This is a genomic window from Nocardioides sp., from assembly GCF_041600255.1.
Lineage (GTDB): Bacteria > Actinomycetota > Actinomycetes > Propionibacteriales > Nocardioidaceae > Nocardioides.
Map to the genome: position 1 here is coordinate 1 of NZ_JBFIKK010000056.1, position 19,553 is coordinate 19,553.

General features: G+C 70.5%; 14 protein-coding genes. 5 read left to right on the top strand and 9 right to left on the bottom strand.

Features of this window, described 5'->3' with window-relative positions:
* Positions 1–123: integrase core domain-containing protein (locus ABZE72_RS08580; protein WP_372728614.1), on the top strand; the 123-nt coding region annotated here is incomplete at its 5' end.
* Between the two features lie 61 nt (positions 124–184).
* On the opposite strand, the gene ABZE72_RS08585 is transcribed toward ABZE72_RS08580, so the two are convergent.
* Both ABZE72_RS08585 and ABZE72_RS08590 read right to left on the bottom strand, forming a co-directional pair.
* Entirely contained in the window at positions 185–1,624 is a 1,440-nt protein-coding gene (locus tag ABZE72_RS08585; protein ID WP_372728601.1) for a polysaccharide biosynthesis tyrosine autokinase, read from the bottom strand.
* A complete protein-coding gene (locus ABZE72_RS08590) occupies positions 1,621–3,717 on the bottom strand; it encodes an acyltransferase family protein (protein ID WP_372728602.1) in 2,097 nt (698 codons plus the stop codon). The genes ABZE72_RS08585 and ABZE72_RS08590 overlap by 4 nt, the downstream gene beginning before the upstream one ends.
* Positions 3,718–3,921: 204 nt before the next feature.
* Between ABZE72_RS08590 and ABZE72_RS08595 the strand changes: the two genes are divergently transcribed.
* Complete coding sequence (locus tag ABZE72_RS08595; protein ID WP_372728603.1) at positions 3,922–5,757, top strand: polysaccharide biosynthesis protein; 1,836 nt, start codon at positions 3,922–3,924, stop codon at positions 5,755–5,757.
* 51 nt (positions 5,758–5,808) lie between these two features.
* Here ABZE72_RS08595 and ABZE72_RS08600 read toward each other — a convergent pair whose 3' ends face one another.
* The 3 genes from ABZE72_RS08600 to ABZE72_RS08610 all read right to left on the bottom strand — a co-directional run bounded on the left by ABZE72_RS08600 (position 5,809) and on the right by ABZE72_RS08610 (position 8,918).
* A complete protein-coding gene (locus ABZE72_RS08600) occupies positions 5,809–5,988 on the bottom strand; it encodes a hypothetical protein (RefSeq protein ID WP_372728604.1) in 180 nt (59 codons plus the stop codon).
* Between the two features lie 154 nt (positions 5,989–6,142).
* On the bottom strand, positions 6,143–7,816 hold the full coding sequence (locus ABZE72_RS08605; RefSeq protein WP_372728605.1) for a putative glycoside hydrolase: 1,674 nt from the start codon (positions 7,814–7,816) through the stop codon (positions 6,143–6,145).
* A gap of 217 nt (positions 7,817–8,033) precedes the next feature.
* Positions 8,034–8,918, bottom strand: coding sequence for a hypothetical protein (locus ABZE72_RS08610; protein ID WP_372728606.1), 885 nt, complete (start codon positions 8,916–8,918; stop codon positions 8,034–8,036).
* 152 nt (positions 8,919–9,070) lie between these two features.
* Here ABZE72_RS08610 and ABZE72_RS08615 point away from each other — a divergent pair, with 152 nt between their 5' ends.
* From ABZE72_RS08615 to ABZE72_RS08625, 3 genes are read left to right on the top strand one after another with little or no spacing between them, the layout of a single operon-like run.
* Positions 9,071–9,985, top strand: a complete 915-nt coding sequence (locus ABZE72_RS08615; protein WP_372728607.1) for a sulfotransferase — start codon at positions 9,071–9,073, stop codon at positions 9,983–9,985.
* Positions 9,975–11,462 carry an O-antigen ligase family protein gene (locus ABZE72_RS08620; RefSeq protein WP_372728608.1) on the top strand — a complete coding sequence of 496 codons (1,488 nt, stop codon included), beginning with the start codon at positions 9,975–9,977 and terminating at the stop codon, positions 11,460–11,462. The genes ABZE72_RS08615 and ABZE72_RS08620 overlap by 11 nt, the downstream gene beginning before the upstream one ends.
* Complete coding sequence (locus ABZE72_RS08625) at positions 11,462–12,331, top strand: sulfotransferase (RefSeq protein ID WP_372728609.1); 870 nt, start codon at positions 11,462–11,464, stop codon at positions 12,329–12,331. Before ABZE72_RS08620 ends, ABZE72_RS08625 begins: the two co-directional genes overlap by 1 nt.
* On the opposite strand, the gene ABZE72_RS08630 is transcribed toward ABZE72_RS08625, so the two are convergent.
* The 4 genes from ABZE72_RS08630 to ABZE72_RS08645 all read right to left on the bottom strand — a co-directional run.
* A complete protein-coding gene (locus ABZE72_RS08630; RefSeq protein WP_372728610.1) occupies positions 12,272–14,581 on the bottom strand; it encodes a flippase in 2,310 nt (769 codons plus the stop codon). The genes ABZE72_RS08625 and ABZE72_RS08630 overlap by 60 nt on opposite strands.
* Positions 14,578–15,762, bottom strand: a complete 1,185-nt coding sequence (locus ABZE72_RS08635) for a glycosyltransferase family 4 protein (RefSeq protein WP_372728611.1) — start codon at positions 15,760–15,762, stop codon at positions 14,578–14,580. The genes ABZE72_RS08630 and ABZE72_RS08635 overlap by 4 nt, the downstream gene beginning before the upstream one ends.
* Positions 15,759–17,033, bottom strand: a complete 1,275-nt coding sequence (locus ABZE72_RS08640; protein ID WP_372728612.1) for a glycosyltransferase family 4 protein — start codon at positions 17,031–17,033, stop codon at positions 15,759–15,761. Before ABZE72_RS08640 ends, ABZE72_RS08635 begins: the two co-directional genes overlap by 4 nt.
* On the bottom strand, positions 17,030–19,553 hold a 2,524-nt coding region (locus tag ABZE72_RS08645; RefSeq protein WP_372728613.1), incomplete at its 5' end, for a TolB family protein. The genes ABZE72_RS08645 and ABZE72_RS08640, both read right to left, overlap by 4 nt.

Consider the following 19,553-nt stretch of genomic DNA (forward strand, 5'->3'; position numbering starts at 1 on the left):
CACCAGGTCTTCACCAGCAACGACGAACGCGCAGCAGCACTGGCGCCCTGGCTCGACTTCTACAACACTCGACGACGCCACTCAGCCATCGGAGGACTACCCCCGATCAGCCGACTGTCATGAACCTGCCCGCCGAGTACAACTAGACGCCCGCCACGGTCGTGAACCGGCCAGCCGAGTTCAACTAGGCCGACGGGATGACGGTCGAGGCCGCGATTGCGGGCGCTGGGCCGTATCCGTAGCCGTAGCCGTAGCGGGTGCCGTTGAACTTCGACGGCACCATGTTGATGACGACTCCGGCGGGCTCCGCGTCGACCGCCGTAAGTCGGTCGAGCGCATGGGCCAGTTGGTCACGAGTTGTTCGCCCGTGACGCACCACCACCACAGCGCCGTCGGCCTGGGCAGCGAGCACGGCTGCGTCGGTGACCGGCAGCAGAGGGGGAGCGTCGATGATCACGACGTCGAAGTCGGACCGTAGGTGGGCGAGAAGACTCTCCATCGACTTCGACTGGAGTAGTTCCGACGGGTTCGGCGGAATCGGCCCGGAGGTCAGGACACTGAGCCCGGACGCCTGGTCGGTCTGGATCGCTTCACGAATACCCACTGAGCCGATCAGGACGTTCGTCGTGCCGACCGAGCTGTCCAGACCGAGTCTGCTGGCGACCAGTGGGCGGCGCAGGTCGCACTCGACGAGCACCACGCGCTGGTTCGCCATCGACATGGTCACGGCCAGGTTGACGGCCGTGGTCGTCTTTCCCTCCCCGGGCAGGGCGCTCGTGATGACGAAGAGCTTGTGCTCCTGATCCACGTCGACGTAGCGCATGTTGGTGCGCAGCATCCGAAATGCCTCAGCCCACGGGATGCTCTGGCTCAGGACAGCAGTCGGTTCGAGCTTCACCGCAGCGGTGTCCACGTTGATGTGCCCGAGGATCGGCGTACTCGTCACTGCGCTCACATCGCTGACCGAGGTGATCGAGGTGTCGAGGAGTTCCCGCGCAATGGCGATCCCGAAACCGACGAAGAGCCCCAAGAGGCTGGCCAAGGCGATGTTGCGGGCGGGACGCGGAGAGACAGGGACTGTTGCCACCTGAGCGTCGTCCACGACCGAGGCCTTGATCGCAGGGTCCTGCCCCGATGGCGTCTCGAGCTCAGTGATCAAGGTGCCCAACTCCCTGGCGTAGGCCTCGGCGATGTCCCGGGCCAGAGCTGCGTCGGGGTGGGTCGCGCTGACCTCCAGGATGACGGTGTTCGGCACCACGCGGGCAGTCACGCTCGCGATCAGCATGGCGGGATCGAGACCCCCGCCGAGGTCGTCGCTGACCTGGACAGCAAGAGGCCGTGTCTTGACGAGGTCTGCGTAGGAGGCGACCCGCTGCGTGGCGAACAGCCCGCCCTGATAGGCAGAGGACGAGTCGGAGTCCTTCGTGGAGACGAACAGTCGGGCAGACGACGAGTACTGGGGAGTCGTCTGGATGGACAGGATGGCTGCCGCGCCCGCAGCAACGAGCGTGCACAGCGCCACCAGGCGCCAGCGTCGCCTGACAGCGGCCAGATAGTCCTTCAGTTCCACGACAGCCCCGATCAGTTTCGATGTACGTCCACCACGAGGGATGGGCGCCTTCACCCTAACGACCTGGCATGGGTCTGCCCGAGCGCAGGCTCGCTGGGCGGTTCCAAAGAAGACGTCCGCACCGCGCGCCGGACGGCCGACGTGAAGCGTTCGGCCAACGTCATGGCGAAGGGAACGCTCAGGTGGGCGCCGTCACGGTACAACCAGGTCCCCCCTCGGTGGGTCGCACACGTGGTTGCCGAGCAGATGTCCGCAGTCAGGTCCAGCGTTCCGGCACGAAGGACGACGGACGTCGCCGCAACCTCTGCGTCCCGAGCGGCCTTGAGCTGCTGATCCACTGCGTTTCGCGGCAGGCGCGCGCCACAGGCGCCCTGGTCGGTCATGATGCGGTAGACGGGACACGCGCGCAGGTCGGCCTGGAAGTGGGGGACTGTGTGCACCACGATGGTGGGCACACCGATGTCGGACCAGCGCTGGAGAGTCCTGCCGAGCCCAGCCTGCCAGTGAGCCGCCTTGGCTGCTGTGGTCCTGGCGGCGGAGGAGGTGCCGGCGGTGAGTGCGAGCCCGTTGCCGGCACTCAGGTACTCCGTGGAGGCGTTGGACAAGATGACCGCCACCGGTGGTGAGTGCGTCACCTCCGCGGTCCAGGCAGAGACGAATCGTGCGCACCCGTTCTCGTCGTAGGCGATCTCGTACTCGACGCGCACGTCAGCGAAGGGACACCCTCCGAAGGTGGCGAGGGTGAGGTCGTAGCCCAGACCCGAGGCCGCGCTCAAGGCTGGCTCGGCGAAGTGTCCAGCGTTCGAGTCCCCGAGCAGCAGGATCCGGCCGCGGGATGTGCCGGGAACTGTCCAGGTGCAGTCACGACTGGTACGAGGATCGCTCGGGAGGTTGGCGGTGCAGTGTCGCGTCTCGTCGAGGTGGGGGCGACTCTGGACCCGCAGGTCCTGTACGGGGGCCAGGACGCTGTTGGCCGCCGGTGCGGCAGTCATGAAGAGAACGATGGGTGCCACAGTGCAGACCAGCGCCAGTCTGACGCTTCCGACGTGCCCCCACGCCGTTCCCCGCCTGATCGGGTCCTCCAGGTAACGGTAGGCGAGAGCGGCCGGAACGAGCGACGCGAGCGCGGCCGAGACCAGCCACGCGGGGGAAGCTTCGGGCCGGAGCGCCCCAGCGAAGACGATGAACGGCCAGTGCCACAGGTACCAGCTGTAGGACCGGTCGCCGAGCCACGTGATCGCACGCCCGGTCAACAAGCGGGTGACTCCGTGGGTCGTCGCAGTTCCTCCCACGATCAACAGACACGTGCCCAGCACCGGCAGCATCGCAGCGACGCCCGGGAACGGTGTCTCCTCGGTGTAGAAGACCGCAGCCAGAGCGATGAGCACAGCACCCCCACCGGCGGCGGTGCGTACTGCGATCTGGGGCATGCGCGCCACTCGCGCCGGGGCGAGTGCCAGAAGCGCGCCGGCAGCGAACTCCCAGGCGCGGGTAGGTGAGGCGAAGAAGGCAAACGAATGGTTGACCGGCGCGCTGCCGAAAGGCAGACCGTCGGTATAGGTGAGGAAGATCCCAGCGGCGAGGCTGAGCGCCAGCGTGGCCGCGACCACCAGGACGACCGCCCGGGACCCCCGGGGGTTTCGCGATCGGCGCGCCACCGCCCATCCTGCGAGTAGCACGAGCGGGAAGGCCAGGTAGAACTGCTCCTCCACGGCCAGCGTCCAGGTGTGCAGGAGGGGATTGGCCTCGGCGGGAGCATCGAAGTAGCCGCCGGTCAGCACGAACAGGGCTGCATTGGCGGAGAACAGGGCCGCGGAGATCCCGGTGCGGGCAGTCAGCTGCTGGCCACCCAGCGGGCTGTCGAGCGCTAGCGAGGCCACAGCGACGAAGATCAACACCACGCACAGGGCTGGCAGCAGACGCCGCACGCGGCGCGTGTAGAAGCGTTTCAGGTCCAGGGTGTGGGTCGAGGAGAGCTCCTCCCACAGCAGCCGCGTGATCACGAAGCCGGACACGACGAAGAAGACGTCGACTCCGATGAAGCCGCCCGGCAGCACTCCGCCTGCGTGATAGAGCACCACGAGGACGACGGCCAAGCCCCGCATCCCCTGGATGTCCGCTCGATGGACGGGCTTGGGGGCACTCACGCGGGACACCTTGACACACCGGAGTCGGGGTGGGCGGGCGCTCAGAACCCCGACATCGGGTCGTGGAGGCGACTAGTCATTCTGGGTGAGGAGGTGCGTGCCCGATCGGTCAACTTTCAACTGTTTGACCACCGGTCGGGAATTGAACTCGGCAGGATGTCGATGTCCGGGGGGGAGTTGGACATCCATCGTCATGGGGGACGCTTGACTTCCGTTCTGCTGCGCATCCGCTGCCACAGGGGCAAGGCGCTCGTCGCCTACGACAGCCTGTGCTGGGTCGGCGCCTACGTCGTTTTCGCCCTCTTCTACTTCGATCCCCTCGACGAGGGAGTGCCGTGGCGTCCCCTCGCGCTGGTGACGCTGGCCACCGGGGCCCTGTACATCGCCCTCGCCGGGTCGCTGCGCCTGCACCAGGGTCGGGCCAACACGGCGAGTCTGGAAGAAATGATGCTTCTGGGCCTGGTCGCACTCGACGCCGGGGCCATCATCACCGCGCTCAACCTTCACTACGACTGGATCCCTCGGACTGTCCCAGCCGCCGCGACCCTAGGTGCCTTGGTGGCGGCAGCCGGTGGTCGGGCGGCCTGGCGGCGCCTCCTCGAAGGGGCCGCAGTTGGGCGAGGTGAGAACTCCTGCCGGGTTCTGGTCGTCGGAGCCGGCGAGGCGGGCCGCGACCTGGTGAGTTCGATGCTCAGGGACCCAGCTCGGCAGTGGCAACCAGTTGGACTGCTGGACGACGACCCGATGAAGCGGCACCTGCGGGTCAGGAACGTACCCGTGCTCGGGCCCGTGTCCTGTCTGCTCGAGGCCGTCGGACGGTCTCGAGCCGAAGGCGTGGTCATCGCGATTCCCAGTGCCTCTGCCATCGTCATCCAGCGGATTCGCAACGAGGCCCTCCAGGCGGGCGTACCCGTGAAGGTACTGCCCTCGACCACCGAGCTCTTGAGCGACAGCGTTGGCATTCGGGACCTACGCGATGTCAACATCATGGACGTTCTGGGGCGCAAGCAGATCGACACGGACCTGGACTCGATCGCCGGCTACCTGGCTGGCAAGCGTGTCCTCGTGACGGGTGCCGGCGGCTCCATCGGCGCCGAGCTCTGCCGCCAGATCCACCGGTTCGAGCCCAGCGAGTTGATCATGCTCGACCGCGACGAGTCCGCCCTGCACGCAGTCCAGCTGTCGATCCACGGTCACGGACTGCTCGACACCGGAGATGTGGTCCTGTGCGACATCCGTGACCCCCAGGCGGTCGAGGACGTGTTCGCGGCGAAACGACCCGATGTGGTGTTCCATGCGGCAGCCCTCAAGCACCTTCCTCTCCTGGAGGCCTACCCGGCCGAGGCTGTGAAGGCGAACGTCCTCGGCACGCGGACCGTCTTGGACGCCTCGGTCCGCGCCGGCGTCGAGCGCTTCGTGAACATCTCCACCGACAAGGCGGCTGACCCGAACAGCGTCCTGGGGTATTCCAAGCGCATCGCCGAGTGCCTGACGGCAGATCGTGCCACCCGTGCAGACGGCACCTTCCTGTCGGTTCGCTTCGGCAATGTGCTCGGAAGCCGCGGTTCGGTCCTCACCTCCTTTGCGTCGCAGATCGCCCGCGGTGGCCCGGTGACAGTCACAGACCCCGAGGTGACTCGCTTCTTCATGACGATCGAGGAGGCCTGCCACTTGGTCATCCAGGCGGCTGCGATCGGCCGCTCAGGTGAGGCACTCGTGCTGGACATGGGCGACCCGGTCCGGATCGTGGACGTTGCCCGGCAGTTGATCGAGCAGTCAGGGACGTCCGTCGACATCGAGTTCACCGGTCTGCGGCCCGGAGAGAAGTTGCACGAGGATCTGTTCGGTACTGGGGAAGTGCAGAATTCCCGGCCAGTTCACCCGCTGGTGTCGCATGTAGACGTGCCTTGTCTCACCGACGTCGACATCGAGGCCCTGCCACTCAATGCATCCGCCGCCGAGGTGAGGTCCGCCATGGCTGACCTGGCGCTGGATGCGGCACGGGCTCCAGTGAAGCCCACATTGCGAGTTGCGGGCTGAGCCAGGGGCGAGAGCTCGCGGCCTTCTCGTCGCGAGGAGTGGATGCCCTGCTCAGGCAGAGGGCCGAAGGTGCTGTTCCGAGCTGAACCGCTCCCAGGCGCCGGGCGCCTCGGGGTGGATGCCGTTCACCTCGCACCACGCCTCGTAGGGCGTGCACAGGTCGGTCTCGGGCGGGGAGACGAGCGTGAGTCGCGCGGCAGGTTCGCCGCCGGGAATCCGGTACAGGCTCATGGCCCCTCCTCCAACATGCTCCGTCACCCCATGGTGACGCGCCCGGTGCTCAGTTCCACGCTGCGTGGGCAAGTCGTGGGGCGTTCGTGGCCGTCATGTTGCCCGGATGGGGCGGAGTCATGTCTGAGCACCGTGAGGTCTAGACCACAACGTGTCAGCGGACCCTGACCACGGTCCACGGCCGCGGGTCCAGGTTCCGGTTCCCGGCGCCGTCGTCGACGACCAGCGAGACGCCGTACCGACCGCGGGCCAGCCGCAGGACCTTCGCCCACCTCGTCCGCTGCTCACCGGCGGAGCCGACCCGGGTGCGCAGCAGCTGGTAGTCGCCCCACGTGCCGTCCGCCTGGCGCCACTTCTTGGTCCGCTCGTTGCGGATGGCCACCCGGACGGTGGCCACGGCCCGGTCGTCCCGGGCCCCGCCGACCAGGCGCAGCCGCGTGCGGGCGCCCTTCGTCGAGGTGAACGAGCCGGTCGGGGCCGTGGTGTCCGGTGCGTCGGGGGAGGGGCTGTCGGTGCTTGTGCCCTCGCCGCCCGCTCCGCCGCCACCGGTCGCGCCACCGGTCGAGCCGCCGCGCTTGACCACCACGTTGCCCGTGCGCGGAGCGAGTCGCAGCGTGCGGACCTTGGCCCCACCCAGGGCGCGGTGGGTGCCGCCCAGGCGCACGGTGACGGCCCGGTCGGTCGGGTTGACCACCGATTTGCCATTCGCGAACGAGCGCACCCAAGCGCCGTTGGCGAGCTTGCGCATCGGGCCCTTCGGGCGACCGATCTGGCGCGGCATGGCGTACGGCGCGTTGCGCCCCGTCGCGCCGGCCGCGTCACGGGAGCGGGTGAAGGAGAAGTAGGAGCGGCCGTTGGCGCCCATCAGGAAGGTCGCCATCGCGTAGGCCTGCCAGCGACGGGTCTGCCGCTTCGAGGCACCCACCCAGAGCTTGGTCGTGTAGAGGCCGGTGACGTTCTTCGCCTCGAGGTCGCGGACCACATCGGCGTTGCGCTTCCAGTCCTCCCCGCCCGGGAACGAGTCGGCCGGGTTGAAGGCGCCGCGCATGAAGTCCTCCATCTGCGCGCCCGGCATGCCGGCGGCCAGCGGCCGCGACTGCACCGGCGACTGCCAGTACCGGTAGGCGTTCTCGATCGCGTTGCCCACGTGGATCCGGTTCGGGCTCGCCCGGCGGTAGTGGTCGGCCAAGGAGGACATCTGGGTCCGGTACTGCGCCTGCGTGTAGGGCTTGCGGGTGCCCGGGCGGACCGGGATCCCGGTGACCAGGCCCTGGGAGAAGATGCCCAGCGTGAGCATGTCGACCAGGCAGCCGTCGTACCCGCCCCGCTGCGAGCGGTCGTCGCACTGGCGGTTCGCCGCCCGGCGCCACTGCGGGTTCGACGACTCCATCAGCCAGGTGCCCCAGGCCGGCACCTTGATCCGGGCGCCGGACTTCGTGTGGGCGAAGGCGGCCTCGGGCAGCCCGCCGACCTCGTAGGTCTGGGCCATCGTGGCGTTGGCGTAGGCAAGCAGGGTCAGGTCCGGGTTCGCCGAGCGCATCGCCTTCTGGTGCTCCTGGAAGGCGATCGGCATGCCGGCGACCAGGTCGAACTTGCGGGCGACCCGCAACGCCTCCCGGCGGCTGTAGTCGTGGTCGTTCGACATGTACGTCGGCGCCCAGGTCAGCGCGACCCGCTGCTGGGCAGCCGGGGCGCCGGCACGGGCAGCGGGCGCCTGTGCGGCGGAGGCGGCGAGGGTCGGCAGTCCCGGGGCGACCCCGAGGGCGACGACGCCGGCCAGGGCCGAGGTCAGGGCCGCGCGGATCAGTCGGGGGGAGGGGACGAGCATGGGGTGAGGCCTTCCGAGGGGGGATCGGCCCGTCAGAGCGTCACGGGCACGACCACGACCCTAGGAAGAAACAGTGCTGCCGGGACCCCCTCGGCCGACTGCTGACTCATCGGCGCGGACGGTGTGGCCGATCGGTCAGGCCTTGAGGTGGTCCGGGGTGTCCGAAAGGACGATCTTTCGGCTCGCAGGGCCCCCGGCGCACCACCCGTCCGGGTGGTCAGGCGCGGCGCCGGCGCCCGAGAGCCAGGATCACGGCGGCGGCCAGCAGCCCACCGGCAACGCCGCCGGCGAAGGTGCGGCGGACCAGGGCGGTCCCGTCACCGTCGGCCGGCACGTCGCCCTCGAAGGTCACCGGGATGCCGCCCCGCAGGGCGGACTCGCGCAGCCGCTGCTGGAACTCCTGGGCCTCCAGCGCCGTCACCCGGTTGGTGGCCCGGTTGAGCTGCACCTCGAGTTGCTCGAAGCGCTGGGCCGCCTCGAACATCCGGCGCAACCGGGTGGCGTCCTTGGAGTCGCGGGTGGACGGGAGCGACGGGTCCCGCAGCAGCCGGTCACGCATCGCGGCGTAGGCGGCGTCCGGCTCCACCCCGGCGCTCGAGGCGACCGCCTCGGCGATCTCCTCGCGCACCTGCCTCTCCTCGGCGAGGACCTCCGTCATCTCGGTGCTCGGACCGGGGTCGGAGTCGGTGCTCTGGGAGAGGAAGACCGAGGCGTCGTCGACGAAGGCGGTGACCACGTCGCGGTTCGTGGCCGGGTCGTCCTGACCCGAGGTGAACGTGATCCGGGCCAGGGTCGAGCTGCCGATCCGGCTCACCTCGAGGGAGGCCCGCAGTTCGTCGACGGACATCTTCGCCAACGCTGCCGGACGCTCCAGCACCGAGGGGATCGTCGCCGCGGTCTGCAGGTCGACGATCAGGTCGGTGCGGTCGTTCGGCAGCGGGGTCACGGTCCGGGTGTTGACCACGCCGTACGTCACCGAGGCGGGCGGTCGGGCCGTCACGTACGTCGACAGACCGGCAGCGAGCGCGGCGACCAGCACGACCCACCAGAGCGTCCTGAGCTGGTGGAGCGCGGGCCCGACCGCATGTGAGAGCTCCGTCATCGTGGTGACCCTTCCCGAGTTGAGGCACAGAACCACGCAGAGGCTAGTCAGCCTAGGATGGAGCCGCCAGTGTGTCTCATGACGGACACACCCTCCGCCATCGCCTGCCAAGGACTGACATGCCGGATCTCGGGACGGATGCTCGACCCCCCGTGCGGGGTGCCACCACGGTGGTGTTCATCGCGGGCGGGGGCCGCAGTGGGACGACCCTGCTCGGCAACGCCGTCGGCTCCTTCCCGGGAGCGCTGAGCGTGGGCGAGGTCAAACTGGCCTTCCGTCGCGGGGTCGTCGAGCAGGGCCATTGCGGGTGCCGCGCACCTGTCCTCGACTGCCCGGTCTGGGCGCCCGCGCTGGCCGAGACGTTCGGCGGCCCGCCGTCGCCCGCCCTGGCCGCCGAACTCGACCGTCGGCTGACCGGCGCGGTCCGGACCCGCACAGTGCCGTGGTGGTGGGCCGGACGGCAGAGCGCGGAGATCGACGAGCTGGCCGACACGATGGCACGTATGATCCGGGCGGTCGCGCGGGCCAGCGGCGCCGACACGATCGTCGACTCCTCCAAGTTCCCCGCGTACGGCGCGCTGCTCGCCCGCAGCCCGCTGCTCGACGTCCGGGTGGTGCACGTCGTCCGCGATCCCCGGGCCGTCGCCTGGTCCTGGCAACGGGCGTCCGCCTCGCAGCAGGTGGAGGGTTTCGAGGAGGAGATGGAGCGCTTCTCCGTGGCGAAGACCAGCCTGATGTGGCTCACCTCGAATGCCGCCGTCCCGGCCGTGGCGCCCAGCGACGCCCCGCGACCGCTCGTCGTGGGCTACGAACGTCTGGTCCGGGACCCGGCCGGCGAGCTCGCCCGCATCGCCGAGCACGCCGGGCTGGCGTCCCCGCCGGACTTCGTCCGTCACGATCGCATCCACCTCGGCCCCAACCACGCTGTTGCCGGCAACCCCAACCGGGTGCGGGTGGGCCCGGTCGAGCTGCGGCCGGACGACGAGTGGCGCTCCCGGATGTCGCGACTCGACAAGGCCGTGGTCACCGTCATGACGGCCCCCGGGAGGTCCCGCCGTGACCGCTGACCAGGTCCGTTCGCTGGGGCCGTCGGTCCGGCTCGCCGTCGCCTTGGCGGCCGCTGTCTGGATGCTGGCCGCGTTCGGCCCCCTGGTCCCGCTGGCGGCGATCATCGCCGCTGCCCTCCTGGTGGTGATCGGAGCCCTGGCCGCCTGGCACGACTTCGCGATGTTCATCTGCGGCGCGATCATCCTGCGCCCGGTGCTCGACCTGCTCGCCGGCCCGCGCAGTACGGGCATCGGGCCCACCGACCTCTTCGGCGTCTCGGTCCTCGTGGCCTGCCTCGCCTGGCTCTTCGTCAACCGGGTCGATCTCTACGCCCGGCTACGCTCGCGGTTCGCGCTCTCCCTGCTTGCCTTCCTGGTGGTGCTCACGCTCTCGGCCGCGGGAGCGCCCTACCTGTCGTCGTCGTTCCCGGTCGTGCTGCGGATCATGGCGGGCGTCGCCACGTACTTCGTCCTCGACCTGATGCTGGCGCGTCGCCAGATGGCCTTCTGGCAGCTCGTCGGGGCGCTGGGCCTGGCCTACGTCGTCCCGTTGATCTACCCGATCGTCGGCCTCGTGGGCGTGCCGGTCACCCATCGCAAGGACGCGATCACCGCCCTCAAGTCCGTCTTCTACCTCTCCAACAACTTCGGACACTTCCTGGTGCCGGTCGTGGTGATCACGGCCGCCTGGATGATCCGGGTGCGCGGGCGACCCCGGGTCGTCGCCGGGCTGGTCCTGCTGGTCGCCGGCGCGGAGCTGGTCGCCACCCAGACCCGTGGTGCCTGGATCGCGGTGGTGGTCGGCGTCTTCGGGGTCGGGCTGCTGCTCAGCAGGCGGTTCGTGGTCGCCTCGGTGATCGTGGTCGTGCTGATCTCGCTCTTCGTGCCGCCGGTCCAGTCCCGGATCGAGAACCTGCGCCCGAGCACGGCGCCTCCGCGCTCGGAGAGCTCGTTCGCGTGGCGGCTGGGCCACTGGTCGGACCTCGTCCCACGGACCAAGGAGCAACCTCTGCTGGGCCTGGGCCCGGACGAGGCCGTGCGACTGACCGGCAAGGAGCCGCACAACGACTACGTGCGCGCCCTCGCGGAGACCGGGGTGCTCGGGCTGGCCGCCTACCTGTGGTTCCTCGTCGAGCTCTGCGTCCTCGCCGGGCGAGCGGTACGCCGCCGCGGCCGCCCCCTGACCGGCTTCGTCCGCCCCCGCACCGACACCGACCCCGGCGTCGGGCCGCTGGCCAGTGCCACGGTCATCGGCCTGGCCTGCTACGCGGTCGGCATCGTGATCGCCTCCTCGGCGGAGAACCTGATCGACAACCTCACCTTCCTGTGGGTCGCCATGCCGTGTGCCGCGCTGCTCCAATGGGCGGCGCAGGACCGCCGCCTCGACCCGGTGGGCCCCGGGACGGAGGTCGACGATGGGGACGGGCCCCCGACCGGCCCCCGGACCTCAGCCAGCCCCGCGACCCCGGACCGGACCGATCGCGAGCCGGTGCCCTGATGGCGACGTCGCGCACCGCCCCGAGGCCCTCCCTGTTGCCGCCGCTGCACCGGCGCGTCATGCACGTCGTACGCCGCCAGCTGCTGCGCGGCTGGCCCGGCGAGCGGGAGCGCCCCAGCTACTTCATCATCGGCGGCAAGCGGTGCGGCACCACCTCCCTTGACGAGTACCTCGTTGCGCACCCGCTCGTGCTCCGCGGCCTGGTCGAGAAGGGCTGTCGCTACTACGACGTGAACTTCCAGCGTGGCCCGCAGTGGTACGCCCGCCACCTGCCCCCTCGGCGGGCCGTCGATCGCCTCGAGGCGCGCCGTGGCACCCGGCCGCTCCTGGGTGAGTCCAGTCCCTACTACGTCTTCCACCCCGAGGCCATCGGCCGGATCGCGGCCGATTGCCCGCAGGCGCGGCTCTTCCTGCTGCTGCGCGACCCGGTGCAGCGTGCCTGGTCCCACTACCGCTACGAGGTGGCGCGGGGCTTCGAGGAGCTGGACTTCCTTTCCGCGCTGCAGCAGGAGTCGGCCCGACTGGCGGTCGACGACCCGATGCAGCGGGCCTTCGCCCATCGGCACTTCAGCTACCTGGGCCGCAGCCGCTACGCCGATCAGCTCGCCCGGGTGCACCGGCACTTCGACCCGGGCCAGGTGCTGGTGCTGGAGAGCGAGCGGCTCTTCGCCGACCCCGCGGACGTGATGCGCCGCGCCTTCGCCCACCTGGGTCTGCCACCGCACGAGCAGACCCGGTACCCGGCCCACAAGGGGCTGGGGGACGGGCCACCGATCCCTGCCGAGGCGGAGGAATGGCTGCTCGAACGGCTAGCCGACGACAGGGTCCGACTCGGTGCGCTCCTCGACTTCGTACCAGTCTGGGCCTGACGACTCCGCCAGCCACTGGGCCTCCGGCCAACTCTCCAGCGCCTCCCGGTTGGCTGGGTTGGCGAGCTGGTCGAGCAGGTCCGGCCAGCTGCCGACCCGGTGCCGTCGTTCGGGATCCACGAGGCCGCGAGCCAGGAACTGCAGGAACGCCACCCGGTCGAGTCGCTGGGTCCGAGCGAGCCGAGCGGTGTGGTAGCGGCACTCCTCCAGCGGATCGATCACGTACTCGTGGCTTTCCAGCTGCCGGCGCCCCGACAGGTAGATCAGCGCCAGCCGGTGGCAGCCGTCGACGGGCACCCAGCGGTCCTCGGCGAGGCGGCGTCCGGCCACAGGTACGCCGGCCGGCACGAACGCCACGCTCACCGGGTGGTGGGCGTGGAAACCGTGCTTCTCCACGCTGCGGAAGAGCTGCACGCTGCGCCGCACGGTCTGGTCAAACGCCCGGTCGCGTTCGCGCTCCCCGGCCTGCTGCAGGCCCAGGACCTCGACGAGCACGGCATCGAACCACACGCCGTAGGCAGTGCGTCGCGCCAGGGCGACGAGTGCGGGCAGGTCGCGATCCAGCAGGTGGCGGTGGCTCGCGATGAGCTCGAAGAGCTCCAGCCTTGCCAGCACGTCGTAGCGGAACGGGCTGATCAGCTGGTCGAGGTCGAGATCGGCCGCGCCGGGACTCAACCCCCGGGCCCGCCACCGGTTGCTGATACCCCGGAGGGCGGGGAACTGGGTGGCGATACCCCGCTTCGTCGAGCGGAGCGTGCGGATCGCCTGGGTGCGCTCCTCGGGATTGAGCCCGGTGGGCAGGACCACCAGCAGGTAGACGACCAGGATCACCAGCCCGGCGATGGGCAGCTGCGCCCACCACTGCTGGGACACGTGCGGGAGCAGCAGGCGCGCGACCAGACCCGCACCCAGGGCTGCCAGGAGCGCCACCAGGTGCCCCTGGGCCAGCGGCCAGCGGTCACTGGCGAGGCGACGCACCGCGACCACCCGGACCACACCGGGGACCACCATCGTGAGCGCCCAGGCAACGGCCGCGCCGCGCAGGCCGAAGCGTGGCACCAGCAGGAAGTTGAGGGCGATGTTGCTGGTCAGCGCCACAAGGTTGATCGCCATGTTCAGGCGGTTGCGGCCGATCTGGTTCAGCACCACCGCAGAGGGCGCGGCCACGGCCTCCACCACCGCCCCGACCGCCAGGATCTGGATCACCACGACGCCGGGCCCGAACCCGGAGCCGAAGGTCGCCAACGCGGCCTCGGGCACGACCAGGATGCCGACCAGCAGGGGCAGGGTCAGCCGCCAGGTCCACAGCACGATGGACAGGTAGCGCTCGGTGAGCCGATCCCGGTCGCCGACCTCGAACAGGTGCGCGATCCGCGGCGCCATGGCCGTGGTCAGCGGGGTGATCACGAACATCGCCGCAAGCACCACTCGGGTGGCCACCTGGTAGACGCCGACGTCGGCATCGGAGACCAGGACGCCGAGGATGACGATGTCGGCCCACAGCAGGCCCTGGGTGGCCAGCGAGGCGACCCAGCTGACGCTGGCGAAGCGGAGCAGCCCCGCCCACGGGAGCTCGGCATGGGTGCCGGGCAGGGGTGCCTCGAGCCGTTCGAGGGCGGCCACTGCGGCAGCTCCCGCGACCACGCTGGCGGTGGCCAGCGCGTAGAGCGCACCGTCGATGCCGAGGCCGGCGTTCAGGATCACGACCGTCAGAACGAGGCGGGTGACGGGTTCGAGGACCAGGGCGATCCGGGTGTAGGCCCGCATCGTCTGGAAACCCTGCGTGCTGGCCAGGCAGGTGTCCATCAGCACCGCGAACGGCAGGCTGAGCGCCACCATCCGCAGGGCGAAGCGCAGGTCGGGCGACTGGAAGACCTCGTCGGCCAACCAGTCGGCCTGCAGCGCCAGCACTCCGGCGACCACCACCGAGAACACGGTCGGCACGAGGACGCCGACCAGGATCGAGCCCCGGACCCGGGCGTAGTCCCCCCGGGCACGCCCGGCGGCCACGAACTTGGTCAGGGCGACCCGCATCCCCAGCCCGCACACCAGGATCAGCACCGCGCGGACCGCGAAGGCGATCGAGTAGACGCCGACCGCTCCGTGGCCGAGGGTGCGGGCGATGACGGCGATGACGGCGAAGTTGCACGCGGTCGAGACCACGGTGCCGAGAACCGTGCGCCCGCTGTCGCGCCGCAGGGTGGGCCCTGCGGTGGTGCTGGTCGAGCCGGGTGGGAAGGTCAGGCTCACACAGCCACCCGACCCGGTGACGGCACGCTCTCGCGGTGACGGGGGAGGGTGGGGGTCCCCTGCCCTCGCACCACGTCGCGATAGACCTGCTCGACGAGATCGGTGCACCGTTCCCAGTCGAAGCGTGGGAGGACGTCCCGGGCGATCTGAGAGGCGCCGTGGCTCTGGGCCCCCAGGTCGGCCAAGGCGTCTGTGATCGCCCGGGTGAGGGCCGACCGGTCATCGGTCCGGAAGATCTGGGCGCCCCGTCGGGAGGTACCCACGATCTCGAGGTGCGGCGGAATGTCGCTCACCACCAGCGGAAGCTCGCTGCCGATCGCCTCCAGCAGGGTCAGCGGCAGCCCCTCCAGGCTGGACGGCTGCACGAAGAGGGCGGCGTTGCTGAAGAGTTCGTCCAGCTCCTCGCCGTAGGCGTAGCCGGTCAGCAGCACCCGCTCGTCGCGGCCGGCGAGCTCCTGCAGGCGCTCGACGTACTCGTCGGTGTAGCTGGACCCGCCCACGATCACCAGCCTGCGGTCCGTCTCCACGTCGGCGAAGGCGCGGATCAGCAGGTCGGGCCGCTTCTCCGGCACCAGACGCCCGACGTAGAGCAGGTAGCCGCTGGTCGTGAGTCCGTGTCGGTTTTCGATCAGGGAGGCCGGCCGGTGCTCGTGCGGGCTGGTGCCGTTCGGGATGTAGTCACAGCTGCGGCGGTAGCGCTCGGCATAGTGGTCCCGCAGCGCGGCGGAGACCGTGAGCGTGCGATGGGGGACGCGGGCGCTCATCCAGGTGCCCAGCTGCAGCAATGTGCGGGCTCCACGACCCCACTTGTCCCGGTCGGCATCGAGCCCGTGGATGGTCTGCACGATCGCGGTCCGGGAGAACACACGGGGAAGCGGCGCGAGCAGACCGGGGCCGATCGCGTGGTAGTGCATCACGTCGTGGCCGCGGGCCAGCGCCGCCATCGAGGAGAGCGCCGAGTGGGTGATCGCCTCCAGCGAACGCATCGGCATGGACGGGACCTTCACGACGTCCATGCCCAGGTGCTGGGTCCCGGCCTGTCCGGCCCCGTAATGACTCTGGGAGTACACCGTCACCCGGTGGCCGCGCTCCACGAGTCGCCGTCCCACCTCCTCGACGTGGTGCTCGACCCCGCCGTACGTCGCCGGAAGTCCCCGCGTGCCCAGCATGGCGATCCTCATGCCCATGACCCCACCCCTTTGTTGTTCCGTTCGTGCTGTCCCTTGCTCCGCAGGGCTCGGTCGTAGCTCTCCCTCAGGTGCCGCAGGTGTGCCGACACCGAGAACCGCTCGGTGGCCTCGGCGCGCGCGTCCTGACCCATCGCGTGCGCGAGCCGGGGGTTGCCGGCGAGACTGCGCAGGGCGCCCGCGAGGGCGGCCGGTTCGTCGTGGGGGACCAGGTAGCCGGTCCGGCCCTCGTCGATCAGCTCGGGCAGACCGCCCAGGTCGCTGGCGACCACCGGGCGGCCGCAGCCGAAGGCCTCGAGCACGGTCATCGGCTGGTTCTCGTACCAGCGCGACGGCACCACCACCAGGGCCGCGGCCCGCATCAGGTCCTGCAGCTGCGGACCCGGCACGTGACCGACGAAGCGGACCCGCTCCGCCAGGCCCAGCTCGCCGGCCCGGCGCTCCAGCAGCTCCCGGTCCGGGCCGCCGCCCGCGATCGTCAGCGAGATGTCCTCGGGGATCCGGGTGAAGGCCTCCAGCAGGACGTCCACGCCCTTCTCGTGCGAGAGCCGACCGGCGTACAGGACGCCGGAGCCGGGGGCGGTCGCGACCGACACGGTCGACAGGTCGCAGAAGTGCGGGACGTGCACGAGCCGGTCGGGGAAGACCTTGCCCTCGGTCATCTTGCGCGCCATGAACTCGCTCGGGCAGATGAAGACGTCCACCGGGGAGTAGGCGCCGAGCAGGGTGTGCGCGCTGAGCTCGGTCGCGGCCAGCAGGCTGCCGCTCAGGGAGCCCTGGTTGCACCGGCGGACCACCGCCTGGTGGAAGCGCCGGCCCAGGCAGGACTCGCAGATCGTGCCCTGGTCGAGGAACTGGTAGGTGGGGCAGGCCAGCTTGTAGTCGTGCAGCGTCATCACCGCCGGGATCCGCCGGGCGGCCAGCGGGCGCAGCACGGACGGGGAGAGCTGGTGGTAGATGTTGTGCAGGTGGACCACGTCCGGGCGGACCCGGTCGAGCACCTCCTCCATGCCGCGGCGGGCGCTGCGTCGATAGAGCACCCCGGCGGCGGTTGCCAGGCGTCCCCCGAGCGTCTCCGGGGGTGGGTTCAGCTCCATCCGGGGAGCGAAGGTGTCGGCGTTGGCGTCGGTCCGGTTCTCCGGGTGCTCCATCGAGAAGAACGACACCTCGTCGCCCTGGCGACGCTGGATCTCGGCGAGGTCGAGCATGTAGGACTCGGCGCCGCCGCGCCGGTAGAGGAACTTGTTGACGTGCAGGATCTTCATGGTGCCTCCAGGGCAGGGGCCCACGGCGCCAGGCGTGCACCAGAGCCCCCGATACTGGCCGGACCGTTGTCGGCCACGACCTCGAGCTGTCGGTAGATGCGGTTCATGTCCGCCAGGAAGACGCGCTGAGCGCCCCTGGCCTTGCCGAGCTCGCCGTCGAGCGGGAATCCCCACACCCGCTGGAACTCGGTCACGACTCGGCCCGCCGGTCCCCACTCGGTCGCGAGTGCGACCGCCGAACGCGCGGTGTCGTCGACGACGTAGGCGCCGTACCCCCGCAGGGTGCGGGCGATGACCCGTGCGGCCTCGGAGCGGAACCGGCCGATCCGTACGTCGGATGGCAGGGCCACCAGGGCGCCCATCCGGGCCTCCGGCTCGCTGCCGCGGTACCGGTCGGCGTAGGAGTCCGCCCGGTGCGCCGGCCAACGGAAGCCGCCGCGGCTGGCCGAGAGCACCTTCCGCGCCGGCAACTCGATCTTGAGGGCGTGCGGGATCACCTGGGCCTCCGGGGTCCACTCGCCGATCCGGATCGTGCCGCCGAAGGCGGTCAGCCCCGAGCCGCCGTGCGAGCCGTGGCCGATCCGCGCGGCGGTGTCGCCGGTGCGGATCGAGGAGCCCTCGACCAGGTGCTGCGAGACCGCGAACCCGTCCTCGCACACGTGCAACGGCTGCGTCTCCAGCAGGGTGCCGTCAGGACGGAGGATGGCGGCCGCGTGGTTCGGGGTGGAGCCCCGGTAGCCGGGGTCGGTGGTCCAGGAGAGCGGGATCGGGGCCGACAGGGCCAGGGGCCGCCCCGTGGAGGACGCGCAGCGTTCGCGGGCCGACCAGCCGGCGTCGTGGGCGAAGAGCGGGATGCCGACCGTGTCCGGAGAGGCCACGATCAGGTCCTCCTCGACCGCCAGCGTGCGTTCGGTGGGCGGTTCGAGCCCGAGCGGGACCCGGCGGCCGTCCGCACCGAGCGGGTGGTTCCAGATGGAGCGGACGCCGTAGGGCCAGAGCCGGGGGTCGCGGGCCGGGGCCGTACTCGCGGACGCCGACTGCTTCCGGCGCTGCGAGGCGGTCGCCTCGGCCGGACCCACGAAGAAGCGGCTCCAGGGCTTGTCGGAGAAGTTGCGGGAGCCATCCATCGCTATCACGTCGAAGCCGTAGTCGCCGTCGGGCAGGTCGAGGGTGTGCTGCCAGGTCGTCGACCGCCCGCCCTGGTCGCCCAGCGTGGTCGTCAGGCGCCGGGCGCCCGGCCCCCAGGAGCCGTCGGGGCGCAGCCACTCTTGGGTGGCGTTGTCGCGCACCTGGAGGAAGACCTGGGCGACCCCCTGGTCGTCCGCGGCGTCCCCGGCGAACGTCACCGGGGAGCTCATCCGGTCGCGGTGGCGGGGCGTGCTGACCGAGAGCGTCGGGGGGGTCGAGTCGGGGGTGCCCACGTGGAACCGGGTCCAGGGCTTGCTGGCCGGCCGGTTGCGCGCCGCGTCCAGTGCGGTCACGTCGAAGCCGTAGGTGCCGCCCGGGAGGTCCAGCGTCGTGGACCACTCGGTGTTCGTGGCCCCGGGTGAGGCGAGGGCCGCCGGCAGCCGCCGGGCCCCGGGACCCCAGGTGCCGTCAGGACGCAGCCACTCGAAGGTCGCGTTGTCGCGGACCTGGATGTAGGCCTCGATCACGCCCCGGTCGTCCGTGGCGGTGCCGTGGAAGGTCACCGGCGACGGCGACGTGCTGTCGAAGGAGGGACGGTCGGCCGTGACGACCGGCCCCGTCGTGTCCGGCTCCATCGGCACGGTGTCGGTCTCGACGACGTAGACCTGGTAGTCGCTGGACGGGTCGCCCTCCACCAGGTTGCGCGCCCGGCTCAGGTAGGCGACGACCGCGCCGTCGTCGCTCATCACCGGTCGGTACGACTGGCCGTCCGCGCCGCCGCCGAAGTACGACTGGCTCAGCATCGTGGTGGTGCCGGTGGAGCGGTCGCGCAGGAAGACGTCGCCGGAGCTGTTGTGGTCGTTGGTGACCAGCGTGGTCGCGAAGCTGTTGAAGACGGTCGTGCCACCGTCGTCGCTGATGAACCCGCGCAGGCTGTCGCCGTTGCTGTCGCCCCCGTCGACGCTCACGCTCTGCCGCTCGACGGCGCCGGTGCGGCGGTGGACCAGGTAGACGTCGTTGTAGCCGGCCGTGTCGTCGGGGACGAGGGCACCGAAGCTGTTGAAGATGACGTGCTCCCCGTCGGGGGAGAGGTAGGGCCGCGACCCGCCCAGCTTCGCCGGCTCCCCGGTCGAGGTGATCGACATCCGCTGCGTGGTGCCGGACTGCAGGTCGCGGAGGTAGATGCTCTCCAGGGGCGGCGAGGTTTCCGGGGTCAGGTTGCGCGCCTGGGAGGCGAAGGCGACGTACCGCCCGTCGCTGCTGACCATGCCGCGGTAGCTGCGGGCATCACCCGGACCGCCGTCCACCGCCGCGCTGACCAGGGTGGTGGTGCCCTGGACCCGGTCGCGCAGGAAGACCTGCTCCTGCCCGTTGTTGCCCTCGGGGGACAGG

What these genes read in the sequence shown, in the direction of transcription:
- ABZE72_RS08605 (WP_372728605.1), bottom strand. Translation starts at nt 7,816, where the DNA reads ATGCTCGTCCCCTCCCCCCGACTGATCCGCGCGGCCCTGACCTCGGCC.
- ABZE72_RS08625 (WP_372728609.1), top strand. Translation starts at nt 11,462, where the DNA reads ATGGCGACGTCGCGCACCGCCCCGAGGCCCTCCCTGTTGCCGCCGCTG.
- ABZE72_RS08610 (WP_372728606.1), bottom strand. Translation starts at nt 8,918, where the DNA reads ATGACGGAGCTCTCACATGCGGTCGGGCCCGCGCTCCACCAGCTCAGG.
- ABZE72_RS08635 (WP_372728611.1), bottom strand. Translation starts at nt 15,762, where the DNA reads ATGAGGATCGCCATGCTGGGCACGCGGGGACTTCCGGCGACGTACGGC.
- ABZE72_RS08640 (WP_372728612.1), bottom strand. Translation starts at nt 17,033, where the DNA reads ATGAAGATCCTGCACGTCAACAAGTTCCTCTACCGGCGCGGCGGCGCC.
- ABZE72_RS08600 (WP_372728604.1), bottom strand. Translation starts at nt 5,988, where the DNA reads ATGAGCCTGTACCGGATTCCCGGCGGCGAACCTGCCGCGCGACTCACG.